General features: G+C 30.9%; 15 protein-coding genes. 4 read left to right on the plus strand and 11 right to left on the minus strand.

Annotation, left to right across the window (positions count from 1 at the left end):
• Nucleotides 1–5: 5 nt before the first annotated feature.
• Both ACWJKS_RS19445 and ACWJKS_RS19450 read right to left on the minus strand, forming a co-directional pair.
• A protein-coding gene (locus tag ACWJKS_RS19445; RefSeq protein WP_462959637.1) for an IS3 family transposase occupies nucleotides 6–1,150 on the minus strand; the annotation gives its coding sequence in 2 pieces (ribosomal slippage) (nucleotides 6–901 and nucleotides 901–1,150; 1,146 coding nt in all).
• Nucleotides 1,151–1,351: 201 nt separating this feature from the next.
• A complete protein-coding gene (locus tag ACWJKS_RS19450; protein WP_462961109.1) occupies nucleotides 1,352–1,960 on the minus strand; it encodes a hypothetical protein in 609 nt (202 codons plus the stop codon).
• A 1,497-nt stretch (nucleotides 1,961–3,457) separates the two neighbouring features.
• Here ACWJKS_RS19450 and ACWJKS_RS19455 point away from each other — a divergent pair.
• On the plus strand, nucleotides 3,458–4,633 hold the full coding sequence (locus ACWJKS_RS19455) for a replication initiation protein (protein ID WP_462961110.1): 1,176 nt from the start codon (nucleotides 3,458–3,460) through the stop codon (nucleotides 4,631–4,633).
• Nucleotides 4,634–4,864: 231 nt separating this feature from the next.
• Here the strand turns inward: ACWJKS_RS19455 and ACWJKS_RS19460 are convergent, their stop codons facing one another.
• Complete coding sequence (locus ACWJKS_RS19460) at nucleotides 4,865–5,167, minus strand: RepB family plasmid replication initiator protein (RefSeq protein WP_462961153.1); 303 nt, start codon at nucleotides 5,165–5,167, stop codon at nucleotides 4,865–4,867.
• Nucleotides 5,168–6,389: 1,222 nt separating this feature from the next.
• Here ACWJKS_RS19460 and ACWJKS_RS19465 point away from each other — a divergent pair.
• Nucleotides 6,390–6,596, plus strand: a complete 207-nt coding sequence (locus tag ACWJKS_RS19465) for a hypothetical protein (protein ID WP_462961111.1) — start codon at nucleotides 6,390–6,392, stop codon at nucleotides 6,594–6,596.
• Between the two features lie 177 nt (nucleotides 6,597–6,773).
• On the opposite strand, the gene ACWJKS_RS19470 is transcribed toward ACWJKS_RS19465, so the two are convergent.
• The 4 genes from ACWJKS_RS19470 to ACWJKS_RS19485 form a co-directional block, all read right to left on the minus strand.
• Nucleotides 6,774–6,986: a DNA-binding protein gene (locus tag ACWJKS_RS19470; protein ID WP_462961112.1), complete on the minus strand. Its 213-nt coding sequence runs from the start codon at nucleotides 6,984–6,986 to the stop codon at nucleotides 6,774–6,776.
• A gap of 10 nt (nucleotides 6,987–6,996) precedes the next feature.
• Nucleotides 6,997–7,287 carry a hypothetical protein gene (locus ACWJKS_RS19475; RefSeq protein WP_462961113.1) on the minus strand — a complete coding sequence of 97 codons (291 nt, stop codon included), beginning with the start codon at nucleotides 7,285–7,287 and terminating at the stop codon, nucleotides 6,997–6,999.
• A 372-nt stretch (nucleotides 7,288–7,659) separates the two neighbouring features.
• Complete coding sequence (locus ACWJKS_RS19480; RefSeq protein WP_462961114.1) at nucleotides 7,660–8,439, minus strand: N-acetylmuramoyl-L-alanine amidase; 780 nt, start codon at nucleotides 8,437–8,439, stop codon at nucleotides 7,660–7,662.
• A gap of 300 nt (nucleotides 8,440–8,739) precedes the next feature.
• The gene (locus ACWJKS_RS19485; protein ID WP_462961115.1) at nucleotides 8,740–8,976 is read right to left on the minus strand and encodes a DUF2922 domain-containing protein; all 237 of its coding nucleotides are present in this window, start codon (nucleotides 8,974–8,976) and stop codon (nucleotides 8,740–8,742) included.
• Between the two features lie 182 nt (nucleotides 8,977–9,158).
• On the opposite strand from ACWJKS_RS19485, the gene ACWJKS_RS19490 reads away from it, so the two are divergent.
• A complete protein-coding gene (locus ACWJKS_RS19490) occupies nucleotides 9,159–10,652 on the plus strand; it encodes a hypothetical protein (RefSeq protein WP_462959674.1) in 1,494 nt (497 codons plus the stop codon).
• Nucleotides 10,653–10,851: 199 nt separating this feature from the next.
• Here ACWJKS_RS19490 and ACWJKS_RS19495 read toward each other — a convergent pair whose 3' ends face one another.
• The 4 genes from ACWJKS_RS19495 to ACWJKS_RS19510 form a co-directional block, all read right to left on the minus strand.
• On the minus strand, nucleotides 10,852–11,076 hold the full coding sequence (locus ACWJKS_RS19495) for a DUF1659 domain-containing protein (RefSeq protein ID WP_220287294.1): 225 nt from the start codon (nucleotides 11,074–11,076) through the stop codon (nucleotides 10,852–10,854).
• Nucleotides 11,077–11,417: 341 nt separating this feature from the next.
• On the minus strand, nucleotides 11,418–11,594 hold the full coding sequence (locus ACWJKS_RS19500; protein ID WP_462961116.1) for a hypothetical protein: 177 nt from the start codon (nucleotides 11,592–11,594) through the stop codon (nucleotides 11,418–11,420).
• A gap of 183 nt (nucleotides 11,595–11,777) precedes the next feature.
• Nucleotides 11,778–11,939 carry a YvrJ family protein gene (locus tag ACWJKS_RS19505; RefSeq protein ID WP_462961117.1) on the minus strand — a complete coding sequence of 54 codons (162 nt, stop codon included), beginning with the start codon at nucleotides 11,937–11,939 and terminating at the stop codon, nucleotides 11,778–11,780.
• Between the two features lie 56 nt (nucleotides 11,940–11,995).
• On the minus strand, nucleotides 11,996–12,550 hold the full coding sequence (locus ACWJKS_RS19510; RefSeq protein ID WP_462961118.1) for a sigma-70 family RNA polymerase sigma factor: 555 nt from the start codon (nucleotides 12,548–12,550) through the stop codon (nucleotides 11,996–11,998).
• A 576-nt stretch (nucleotides 12,551–13,126) separates the two neighbouring features.
• Here ACWJKS_RS19510 and ACWJKS_RS19515 point away from each other — a divergent pair.
• Nucleotides 13,127–13,735 carry a tyrosine-type recombinase/integrase gene (locus ACWJKS_RS19515; RefSeq protein WP_462961119.1) on the plus strand — a complete coding sequence of 203 codons (609 nt, stop codon included), beginning with the start codon at nucleotides 13,127–13,129 and terminating at the stop codon, nucleotides 13,733–13,735.
• Nucleotides 13,736–14,107 lie beyond the last annotated feature (372 nt).

A 14,107-nucleotide genomic window follows, 5' to 3' on the forward strand; every position in this document is an offset into this window, starting at 1 on the left:
ACTTTTTATGAAGCCTTTTTAGCCAAATCTTCACACTGTTGAGGAGTAATATATCCAATACTACTATGTATCCTTTTTATATTGTACCAAGCTTCTATATATTCAAATATTCCTAATCTTGCAGCATCATAATCAAAATATTTAACATGGTAAACTTCTTCTTTTTTCAATGAGGCATGAAATGACTCAATGCAAGCATTATCATATGGGCAACCTTTGGCACTAAATGAGTGTTTAATAATTTTAGTGCTCTCTATATATTCTTTAAAAGCGAAGCTTGTATATTGGCATCCCAAATCGCTATGAAGTATTAGAGGCTTAGTTGGTTTTTGTAGCTGTATACCATTTTTAACAGCTTGTAGGGCTAATGTAGTATCAATGAATTTAGCCATAGCGTGACCTATTATTTTTCTGCTATAAAGATCCATGACTGATGCTAAATAGCACCAACCATCTTTAATAGTATGGATGTAAGTGATATCTGTTACCCACTTTTCATTAACTGTAGTAGCTGTAAAATCTCTCTTTAAAATGTTTTCCTGCTCTATTATTTTATTTTTAGATGAAGTTGGTCTATATTTTTTTACTATTAAAGATCTTATCCCCAATTTTTTCATCAATCTTTGTGTTCTTTTTAAACTAATAGTTATCCCCAGTGCATTTAGTGATTTATTTATTTTAGGAGCCCCATATCGATTTTTGCTTGTGCTGTGGATATTTATAATTTCTTTTTCTATATTCTTGTTTTCAATTTCTCGCTTGCTTGGTTTCTTGTGTAAATAATTGTAATAAGAGCTTCGTGCAACACCTAAAACCTCACACATTAGTTTGATATCATGATATTTTTTGTTGTTAGTAATGAATTCAAATACAGTAGTTATTTCCTTGCGAATATACCCATTGCTTTTTTTAATATTTCAACTTCTTCTTCAAGCTTAGCATTTTTCTTTAATAAGTTTTTGTATCCTTCTGCAGTTAAAGTTATATTTTTATCCACAGCTATTGGCTTATTTTTATTTATCCAACCTGTTACCGTTGATTTTGAAAGGGCATATTCACTGCTTAACTCTGCTAAGCTTTTTCCAGAGTTATATAGCTCTACTATTGTGTTTTTAAATTCATCTGTATATTGTTTTTGACCTCTTGCCATTATAAACACATCCTTATCTTATTTATATTTTAATGTGTTCGGCTTTCCGTGTCTACAATATTATACTAACACCATATAAAGAACGTACTTGGTTACGTGACCGCTACCAAGTACGTTCACAGTATTGTCACTGGATTTATTACATTTAAATCATTGCCTTCAGATCTGAGGTATTATTAATAAATCTAAAGTTTTGTACTATTAACAAGTACAAAACTTTAGATTTATTTTATGTTTTATTATAAATTTCTTATAATATAAACTTTTTACTTTAGGCCCTAACAATATAAATAAAGTAGGCATAAATAAAATAACGTAAAAAACAGTATGAGATATTAGTGGTGTTGCTGTTTTAAGTGCATCATGTGCAGAGGAACTAATAAATATATATGGTATCCAAACATATATATTTTCAAAATATTGCGAAGATACTACTTGATTTATTATAATAAGTACTAAATAACATATAAAAACAGATAAAAAATTTTTGATTTTAGACTCTTCTTTAGTTAATGACATACCAAACACAAGATATAAAATCATAAATAGAACTCTAATTATACATTCAGTATAGTAAGGATTGTATAAGCCCCAATAGTCAGGAAATCCCTGTGTGGCATAAATAATAATTGAACTATTACACTCATATATCTCACCGTGTATATACCAGACAATCATAATTGCTACCAGACTAAAAATTGTTTGTATTAAAAATGATTTTACATTGTTTTTTACAATGATGGGAGTATGTTTTGAGTTTATTATATATATAATTAGAACAACTAAACCTATAAATATTGTTTCAGTCATAGAAAAACCTCCTTATAATAGGGGTAGGAAGAACAAAATCTCCCTACGGTCGAGTATTAAATCATCTCCTTCTGAAATGTCGTTAAAGTGATGTTCCACTAAATAATGTGGCGTCACCTCTTAATTATCATATCTGAATTTTTCTATGCACGTGAACTATTTTAAATATCTTTCATTCGGACATCATAAGCTACTCGGAGTACAGTGCCAATTGTACTTGCCATTACTACACTTATATACACGCATACCATCATAACTAGACCCAAAAGTCCAGCGCAAAAATCATTTGGATTGGAATGAGTGTTGAAATAAAATGGATTTCGAAATATGATTATAGGAGAATAAACTAAATAATAAGGAACAAAAACTAATAGTGCAGCTCCGCAGGAGATGATTTATCCAATTTGTCTTTAAAAAAAATGTCATTATAACTATATAAAATAATGTTAATAAACCAATCCCCAAAACTAGTTGTATACCATTCTCAAACATCCGATCACATTGTAAATATACGCCTCCAGCAATAGCAAAAATAATACTTATTATTTGAGTTATAATAAAGTTTTAAAACTTTTGGAATATTCTTCTTAATATAATTTACCTTATTCATTTAATACGTTGCCATATCATTGAAAACACTGATACTTCTACAGATATAGATGCATACTATGACACGTGTACGGGTACGTTCACGGTCACGTAACCAAGAACGAATACATTACCGTTAAAATTACAAATACGAGCTTAGTTAAATCATCTCCAGAGGAGCTGAATTGATAACTTCAGTATATATTTAATCCTTTTACAATTTCAAATAGCTCCTTATTAAAATAAATCTTTTCCTTACCCACCATTTGAGATGCTCATCGATGGAGCAGTTTAATTACTGGCTCTATTTTTTTATGTTAAAACTATTACAATAGTGTTTTTATATGCTTTATGGTAATTGTAACACTTTAAATTCACGCAAAGGTACAAACTAACACCAAACAACCAAATGAGCTTATATGGCAAATAAACGAGTCTTTCCGCTATAACCTAAATGAGTATTAATAATATCAACTACTTAACCATAATAAACATTTAAGGACATGTTTCAGCTCCGCAGGTGATGATTTAATTATAGTAAATCATATGTGAAAGGCAACCTATTTACGAACAACTTAAACTTAATTATATAAAAAATATAGTTATATGTTAACTACTAATTCTAAACAACAGTTGTTGTACTAGATAGTTTTAAATAAACAACAAGGTTTTAATACTTTTAGGCACTCTTCAAGTCGTTGATACTACTATGTTCGAGTATGCGAAAGGCAACCTATTTACGAATAAAGGCAACTTATTTACGAATAAGTCCTTTTGAAAGGCAACTTATTTACGAACAAAATCATTTTGAAAGGCAACCTATTTACGAATGTGCAACTCGTTTTATGAAAAGTTGTTGACAACTCAATTATTGAAATGTTATAGTTCCTGTGGGGAGGGGATTGGGAAATGATAACAGATTTAACAAAAGCAAATAATAATTGGATATATCAGAGCAATAAATTGATTGAAGCGTCTTATTCATTTACAGTATTGGAACAAAAATTAATTAGATTGCTCGCAAGTATGATAACAAAAGATGATGTTGATTTAAAAGAATATCAATTTTTAGCGACCGATTTAAGTAAGACCTTAAACATTCATAAAAGAAATATTTACAGGGAATTAGATCGTGTCACAGATAAATTAATGGCAAGGTTTATAAAAATGAAAAATGACGATACCGAAGAGTTTGATAAATTCCATTTAATAAAAACAGCAAAATTACGAAATGGGATATTAATATTGAAAATCGATGAAGATATGAAGTATTTTTACTTGAAACTGAATTGGTATACAAAATACCAATTAAAAAATATTATGCAATTTAAAAGTACTTATTCGTTTAGACTTTATGAGTTATTAAAACAGTATGAGGGCATAGGCAGTAGATTAATAAGTATTGCGGATTTAAGAATTGGATTAGATATCGAAAAAGAACAGTATCCAAAGTATTCAAATTTAAAACAAAAGGTAATAAATGTTGCTCAAAATGAAATAAATCTAAAAACCGATATATCATTTGATTATGAAGAAATCAAGACAGGTAGAAAAGTTACAAGTATTAAATTTTACATAAAGATCAATAAAGATAATGTCATAGCAACAGACGAGGTTTGTGCTACTAAGGTGACTAAATCTACCAGTGAGGAAAACAAGTACTCAATTGAGGATATAATGGTGGTACAAAATATCTTTAAAGAAGATATAACAGCAGACGATGCAAAATCTATATTAACCACTGCCAAAGGTAACTTAGAAATTATTAAAGAAAAGTATGATCTACCAAGAAAAACAGATGTCGCGAATATAGTGGGTTGGGTGCGTGACGCAATCACTGGCAATTATAAAGCACCTAAAGGCAAGACCAATGCTGTTGATAGTTTCAATGACTACGAGCAAAGAAAGTATGACTTTGATAAGTTGGAAGATACTTTATTAGGTAAAAATGATGATAAATCAAATAAAGAAGATAATATGGGATGGGAAGAAAAAACTGCAGAGGGTATGAGTGTGAAGGATATGGTGGATGATGTGAGAAAAGCGTTGAACTCAGAGACTTCCACAGGGAGTGTAATCACATAGGTCAAACTGGGTTTATAAGCCCAAATAGCCAATAGTTCGGATGGTCTTTACAAGAGGAATATTCTAAGTAAGCATTGAAAAGAGTTATAACTATACGAATACGGTAACGTGCACGTATATGTGACCGTGCACGGGAACATATTCATATTCCGTTAAACTAATTTAATATAACTCGTGCTAACAAATCCGCCATGATTACCATAAAATATAGAATGCCAATTACCTGCCTTATTAGGGTATTTCTTCATTATTCTCTTTATTTGCTATTAAAAAACCTTTACCCTCAAAGGTTTTTACTGCTTTCTTTAAATCACCGTAAATATTGTTTTTATCTTTAATATTATATAGCATTTTATATTTATTAATATCAATACTATATTCTACATTATGATCATCTTCAATTTGAGTAAATAGCATATCTAAAATATCATTTTGCCTTGATGTTAAAGCAACCCTAGTTTCTATAATCTTCTCAGGTCTTACTGATATTAATTCACCTTTTTTTTCATATGTAGTCCCCCTGTAAAAGTCTATTAAAAATTTTTACCAAGTATTGAGGTGAAATGTAAACACTTAATTCGCAGCTCAAAGATCTTAGTAAAGTTATAACTAATGATGAAGACTATTTTTAATATTCTGTTAACTTTTATTTACTTAAATTCCTGTTCTATCTATTTTATATGTACCAGAATTTTACAAAAATTTGTTTACATTTTTTGTGAAGTTTGTTATTATTAATTTAAACAATATACATAGCAACGGAAGGTATAGGGTTTTAACCTTATCACACTTACCAAATCGCATGATGTTGTTTTTTTATACCCAATTTAAAATAACTTTCTATAAAATAGGAATATAATTCTTGACTTTAGTGATGGGTCAATTCATATTTGGCACATGAAAAATAACAGTGTGATTACTTATGTTTAAATGCCTGTGATTTTTAAATAAATTAAAAAATTTAGCTCTGTTTGCACCTCAAAATGGAACCCGTTGCTTTTTTAGCGTATTTTTATATTATGCCTACCCCATCAAATACCACTTGTGGTAAAAACCTTAGAATATCTCCCATAATAAATCTCGAGTTTTCATTAAATCATCTCCTGCGGAGCTGAAACAGCTTCGTAGAAGATAAATTGACGACTTCAGAAGGAGATTTAGACTCCCACTGAATATCATTGGCCAAAATTTACGAGCAGCTATTTTATGAGAAAACCGCTAGCTGACGTAAGGAAACCTCCACACTTAAGATAACTACTAAACTTCTTTATTTCCGAGGAAAGAAAAATAGGTTGTACTATCAAAATTCAGTATACTTGCTATACAAGTATAGTAATGATTTATTAATTATTATGAAATATGGTTAATACAAATATATATAAATATTGAGTTTATATGGATTGTTAAGCATTTAGTTAAATTTAACTAAGCACTTAGAGACATAGATATATCACACATTGTTAATATAATGCATTTAATAAAAGAAGCAATACTAGCGCCAAAATGACCAATAACAATGTTAAGGTTTTTAATAATGGTAGGACTTGTTCCCCCTGTTTGTTGCAATTTCAATGAGCAATATTTTTTTTGAAATGAGCATAAAAGAAGCATTTGCATCTGCAGTGATATTTAATTTACTAGACTTGATAATTTTAGGAATAAGAAAAGTAGTAAGAAAGAAAAAATGAACATTAGCCTTACCATGGTAATTTAAATAATTTACATTAGGGCGGGATGTTAATATGGGGGAAGAATTATGAAAAAAATAAGAGCAATTTATATTGGTGATGTTAAACATAATCAGTGCCCAGTTTTTGAATTAAATATAGATACTGGTTGGTTTGAAATGTTGGAAGATAAGAGTTTTACATATGAAAAAGAGTGTATTTATGATGATGCAGATTTTTTGATTTTTGATGTTGAAAATGATAGTGTTAACTTAGTAATTAGAAAAAAAGACTAGTAAATATATAAAATGTATCCTATATGATAGACACTAAAAAAAAGTCTATTTATATAGGATTTTTTTTTGTACAATAAAATTTTATTGTATCCCTATACTTAATATTTAAACTAACTTAAACAAAAAACAAAAAAAGCCCCCAACCAATAATTCTAGCGTAAGCCTTATGTAAGGCTATTATCTTTTATAATACTTTTCCCTAAGAGCTCCATGGTTTTCTTGTCTAGTTTCAACATCAGATTTTAAATAAATCCCCTTTTTTACTGCTACAAGTTTTCCTGTGTTTTTCATACCCGAGAGTCGTTGTTTGGATATGCCAAAGTATTCAACAACCTCTGAGGTGTCCATTGTACTTTCCTTAATAAGTTTCACAAGTTCATCACGTTCCATGCTACTCCGCCTAAAGTTTTTGTATTATTTCATATCCCATTACGAAGTCAATGCCATATAATTTTCGAGCTACACCAGAGCACGTAACCAGTGCTTTGGCTATTAGCTTGTCTTTATGCTTAATAGCTCTATATTGCCTGTATGCCTCGATATTTGAGCCACCCTTATATGTTATTGCCTCAATTCCCTTACCTGGGTGAGCCACAACTATAATAGATTCCTCTTCTATCGGTTCTAACATTTCATCAGTAACTATTGTGTCCGGTGGTAAATCCCCAAATTTCATTTCTTTGTGGTTCATTGGTATCACCACCCTTCCTCTATATATAGTATATCGCAGCATAAGAATAAAGCAAATAGGTTATGCAAAATCATTGTACTATTTGAAAATACTTTTAAGAACAAAAAGTGAACAAGAGTCATTGCTTTGAAATATCTATTTATTTAGGCAATGAACAAATTAGTAGAAAAACCTTTGCCAAATACGGATTAAGCATGTTATTAAGTAAGTATTATAGTGATAATGAAACAAGAGCTATCAGAGATAGCCTTTGAGGATACTATCCACGATGAATTATATACAAATTTAAGTTCTGCGGACTTAATCAAGTTTTTCACATAAGAAGATGAATAAAAAAGCAGATAAGATATAACTCTTAACTACCCGAAGCAATCAAACTAATTTAATATAACTCGTGCTAACAAATCCGCCATGATTACCATAAAATATAGAATACCAATTACCTACCTTATTATCAATTTTAACTTTTTCATTTTTGTTTAGTGTCCCCAATATACTCGAATTTACAGTTGCCCTCGTCCTAACATTAAGTACGGATGCAGTAACTATCCCATACTTTCCAGAAGCTATAATTGGATTATTTGAAGCTGTAGTTTCTCCACTGAAATTTAATCCGAAGTATGCAAATATACCTTTTACTATTGCTAAAGCCACTTTTTCTTGATAAGCATTTGATAATAGGAAATTCTCTTCAGTTGGATTACTAATAAATTCAGTTTCTACTAATATAGCAACCATTCTACTCATTCTAAGCACACCAAAATTAGCAGTTGTGCACCCTCTATTAGTTAATCCTGTAGCCTTTATTAATTCCGATTGTATTAGTTTAGATAATCTTGCACCACTCGAACTTTTCGGGTATGAAAATGTTTCTATTCCATGAGCTTGCGCACTCGTAGCACTATTAGCATGGATACTCGTAAATGTATCGCAACCATTATTATTAGCTGTAGTAGCTCTTTGTGCTAATGTTAAATATACATCTGTAGTTCTTGTATATATCACCTTTTGTCCTCCTTCTATAAGAATCCTACCAACTTTTTTACCAATAATCATAACAATGTCCGCTTCATGGGAATGATCTCCTACTGCTCCAGAATCTGTTCCTCCGTGACCAAAATCAACGCAATGTGTATATATTTTATTACTCATGTTAACAATTCCTCCTCTTATTTTTTAATTTTTTGTAATCCTATTTCTATCTATTTTTAACGACATTTCAGAAGGAAAGTCTTGCACTTATATAAGTGCGAGTTACTTGCCATAACAAATAGAAAACTTCAATGGGGGTATAAATTTCCTTCTGAAGTCGTTAATGTTGCAGCACCACAGGTGATGATTTAACTAAAAAAAATTCCACCAAGTTAATCCTTAGTGGAATATTTCGTGGTGCTCAGCATCGCAGATGATGCCAGTACCAAAGGTGATGATCTATAGCGCCGCAGGTGATAACTATGCTACTTCAATTTCATTAGTGTCAGTAGTAATTACTTTAGCATCTTTCTTGCCAGTTAAGCTACCATTCGCTGATGCAAAAATGTTCTTTGCAATAACTAAATCCATAAGAGCATTTACTTCAGCGTCTTTTATAGTTGGAACTCCCTCTTCATCAGTTTTAATGTCATCTACGCTTAAAGAAAAATACTTACCTTCTATAGATGTTAAAAATCTCATAACTAATTTATGCATATGTCTTTTCCCCCTTTTAATTATTGAGCTTTCACGGAAACTCCTTAGCTCCTGTGATTACTCATTTTTAGTATCATTAATTTTTGTTGATTCCCCCACTTTTTTTGCATAAAACACTTGACAAGCCTGTAAAATTTTGCGGTCCTCCTCTTAAAGACATGTTTTAATAGGAGGATTATTTTATGCTTAAAAATTGGAGCTCTCATGCTGATTATCAGCAATTTATTATTTTAAATCTCTCATGTTTCTACAAAGCTTTTCCTAAAAAAATTATAGAACTTGAACCTTCTATCTCTAAGTTGTATTGCTTAGACTTAGATATTCTTAGAGAGATATTAAAACCTTATTATTCTAATATTGGTAGACCTGCAACTCTTCAACCTGAGATATTTCGTTCATTTTCTTTAATGCTTTTTCAAAAGGAAACAAGCATTACCAACTGGGTTAAAAAGATTCATGCCTGTGAGTTACTTGCAACCTGTATAGGCTGCACTAAAAATAATGTCCCATCACTTGGTGCTCATTATGATTTTATCTCTAGATTATGGCTTTCAAATCTGTCTACCGACAGGGTAAACCTAAAAAAAATATATTCGTATAAGAAGAAACCCTCTAAAATTAAGGCACCCGGGAAAAATAAAAAGCTTCCTAATAAAAAAACTGGTGTTGTTAAGAGAATTTCAGATTTTTTTGAAGCTGGTCGCTCATTTTCCCTAAGAGCCGAAAGGCTGCTTCAAAAAATATTCTCATTAGTTGCTGTAGAACCCTCTTTTAATCTTAACTTAATAGAAAAAGATAACCTTACAGTTGGCGGCGATGGTACTTGTGTTCACTGTAAGTCTTCTTACTATGGTTCTAAAGTTTGTGACTGCCGTGAAAATGGAATTTACGATTGCAAATGCCCTCGTAGACTTTCTGACATAAATGCTAATTGGGGTTGGGACAGCCATGAAAATCGTTGGTTTTATGGCTACACTCTCTATGCTTTATCTGTCTATAATAAAAAATATAAGATAGATCTACCTATTTATCTACGATTTGTAGAGGCAAGCAGACACGACAGTGTCACTGGAATAGTAGCATTAGCTGAATTTAGAGAACTGTTACCGCAGTTCACTATATCAAATTATGTTCTTGACTCAGCTAATGATAACTACCCTACATATGAATTATGTTCTAAATGGAACATTAATCCCTTTATTGATCTGAACTCCAAAAACAAAGGAAATTCAAAATATCCAGTTACTCTAGATATTAATGAAAAAGGATTTCCTATCTGTATTGGTGGCCATGAAATGGTCTATAACGGTTATGAAAAAAGTCGTTCACGCCTTAAATGGCGTTGCCCTTTAGTTTTAAAAAAGGTTGCTAGTTGCTCTTGCTGTGAACAGTGCTCACCTTCACCTTATGGGCGAGTAATCTACACTAAACCATCATGGGATTTGCGGTTGTTTACTCCTGTGCCTCGCGGCTCAAAACAATGGAAAACTATTTATAAAACTAGAACCTGCTCAGAACGTATAAACAATCGTATTCTAAATGATTATAAAATTCATACTTTACGAATACATGGTAAAAAACGTTATTCATTTATGACTATGATTGCTGGAATTAATATTCATCTAGATGCAAGACTTAAAGTTTCAGGTTTTAGTATTTTAAATTTATTAGAGTAGCTGTTTGACAATTAAGTACTTTTTTCTGAAAATTCCTGCATCGTGTAGGCTTGTTTGCTATACCTATTTTTATTCCTAACTGCTCTCTGAACATAAAATTTATAGCACTATAATGACTCTATACATAATTAAGTTTTACATATTAGTTTCCGTGACTACTCTTATTACTTAATTTAGCCCTGAATTTTAAGCTGAAAAACTATTCCATAACTAAACTAGATTGATCTTGTCTGTCTAGTGTAAATAATGGATAAGTTTTAATGTTAGATATAGCTTTTCCTATTGCAAAAATGTCTTCATCATTTGCAGTAACTTTTAAATTACCTAATGTTTTCGTTGCGAATTTGTCGTTGCCATCGATATCGACCCCTACTTTCATAGTGAGTTTTAGTGCGCTTGCTACCTTTGTAGATACAACTGCCATATTGATTGCCCCCCTTCATTTTGTTTTTCACTGAATATATATGTCCTTCATTTTTTTTTGGCGGTTAATTTAAAAATAAAAACAAAGACAACCACAAAAAAGGTATAGCTAATATAGCTACACCTTTGATTACTCTAACCAATTTATATCACATTTATTTGTTTCCATCCGAGCAACTGCTTCTCCAATTCATCAAAATCGTAGGAGCGTTGCTCGTAGTCATTGAATTTATCAGCTTTAATGACAGTTCATAAGGAAAGTCTCCCACTACTACACGTGGGAGTTACGTACCTTAACAAATAGAAAACTTCAGTAGGAGTACAAATCTCCTTGTGAAGTCATTAATATTTCAGCTCCGCAGGAGATGATTTAACTTTGCCTTTAGCAGGCTTATAGTCTTTTTTTATTGCATCTATAAGCCATCCAACTACATTACCAATTTTAGCTTTGACCATAAATAGGTTGCCTTTAACCATAAATAGGTTGCCTTTAACCATAAATAGGTTGCCTTTAACCATAAATAAGTGGCCTTTGACCATAAATAGTTTGCCTTTAGAGTTTCAAGGCCGGTCATACCAATGCTTTGAGGTACATATAAAACTATTAAAACAACAACAAGGAGCATACCCATAAATAAGTTATATTTGTTGTTGCTTTTAGAATATATAAAAAAATAAGAATACCATTATAATCTGGCACTCTTATTTTTCGTATTTTCCTATAACGGTGGATATAACTACAGTTAAACCTGCGATAGATTTATTGAGATCCTCAATTTTCTTCTCAAACCTAACCAAAAGATAGATGCTCACACTTATAGGGAAGCCAACTGTATTAACCAGTTTAATAAATACATCATACATAATGCATTCCTCCCTCACCGCTATAGCTAATATATATGATTTTTCTAATTGTTTTCTTAAATATATTTTCTAAGCTTCTTTAACGCTTTATTTTTAACCCTTACATAATGATAATAACTATGCTGACCGTCGCTTGCTATTTCGCGAAGACTATCATCAAGAATATAGAATCTCTCCACAATGTCTTTCTCATATGGATCTAACTTTTCTAAGGCATCATAAAGCCTCTTAACTTCCTCGTAAGCTATTACTTCATCCTCTAAGGTAAATTCATACGTTGCAGTGGCATTTGGGTTTATAGGCTCTGCATTTGGCACCTCTCTATAATGTTTTATCTTACCTTTTAAAAGAGCTTTAAAATTAGTTCTGATAGTATTTATACAATAACCATCAAAAGTATTACTACCTAGTTTATAAAGATTAACTGCCTTTATAACTGAAAGATATCCCTGCTGAACCAAATCCTCAAATTCATAGGAAGGTATGTGGTAACTTGCAGCTAACTTAATTATCAAAAACTTATACCGTTCAATAATATCCATCAAAGATTTTCTGTCCCCATTTTTTGCATTTTCAACTAAAAATTCCAGTATAAACACCACCCTTTTCATTTCTTATATCTATTATACATAATTTTCTATAAATGTTAAATAATCTTTTTAAATTTTTTTAATTATTTTAAAATTAATGTTTCAAAAATAACAACACACAAAGAATAATAATGACAATTAATGTCTTTGCATTAATTGTCATTGTAGTTGTCCATAGTTAATGTGTTCCTAATCTGATACAAGCCCTTTGTGTCAGATAACAAATGGCTACAAATCTAGTGTTGTAATAAAATGTAATTTACCAATTATCTCTAATCTGACATATTGACTATTATCTAATTATTGTGTAATATAAAAACTGGCAATTCTATATTGCGACACGATGTTCTATAAAATCACCTTGAAAACATGATATATACGACTTTGTTTAACAAATTTAGATATAATCACCTTGGATGTTAAATCTTTAACATCAATTCAAAAAGAAAGTCTTTTAATTATAGCAACAAGACTTACATACTATAACCAATATAAAACTTTAGAGAGACTATAAATTTCTGTCAAGAAGTCGTCAATTCATCTTCTTTGAAGCTGCGTAGCGACCCAGGTGATAATTTCACGGAAGGATGATGTAAAATGAAAACCGTAGAACCCATAAGAGAAATAAGGACTATAAGAATTATGAGGTCATATTTAAGAGATCAAAGTCTTCGAAATGAGCTGTTATTTATTCTTGGAATAAATGTTGGACTTAGAATAAGTGATATTTTAAAATTAACATTTGATGATGTCATGAATTTCAAGAACATGAGTGCCAAAGAATACGTAATAATCACAGAAAAGAAAACCTCAAAAGCAAAAAAGTTTTACATAGGATCCATAGTAATTAAACTAATTGAAGGTTATGCGGCCACTTTGGAAGAAGTGCTACCACATATGTATGTGTTTTGTAGTAAAAAATCAGAAAACAAACCAATATCTCGTCAGCATGCCTGGTATATATTAAATAACGCTGCTGAAATGATAGGCCTCGTTGAAAGGGACCATAATGGAAAGATAATATCCGGAGAAATCGGCACTCACACTATGAGGAAAACCTTTGGTTACCATGCCTATACGAGCGGCACCACCATAGAGCTATTGATGGAGATATTTAATCATTCATCCAAATTACAAACTTTAAAATATATAGGAATAACTGAGGATCAGAAAAAGGAAGTTTATTTGAGTAGCAATTTGGGATGATAGTGAATTTAGATTTAGTTTTAAATAATAATTATATACCTACTTTATTTTTATAGCGAATATACTAGTTTTTGATAGTACAACCAGTTTTTCTTTATTGGGGTAGTAACCGCAAAGCGCAAATTGACAACGCCAAGCCAGTTATTTACAGTTGGATATTATTATTTGAATATTGCGAGTTAGAATTAATATGTAAAAGTTCTAACTGGGATAGCACCAATATTTACGACAGAACCCATTTTAAGCATAAAATGGATATAAAATAGGATTTTCACCTACGTTAAGCAAATAATATTTAAAAATAAGTACCATAAAAGCTATATTAGAGTTGTTTTGATACTTTGCCTTTAGTAATATGAAAATCACGTATAA

The organism is Clostridium sp. CM038 (assembly GCF_055081105.1).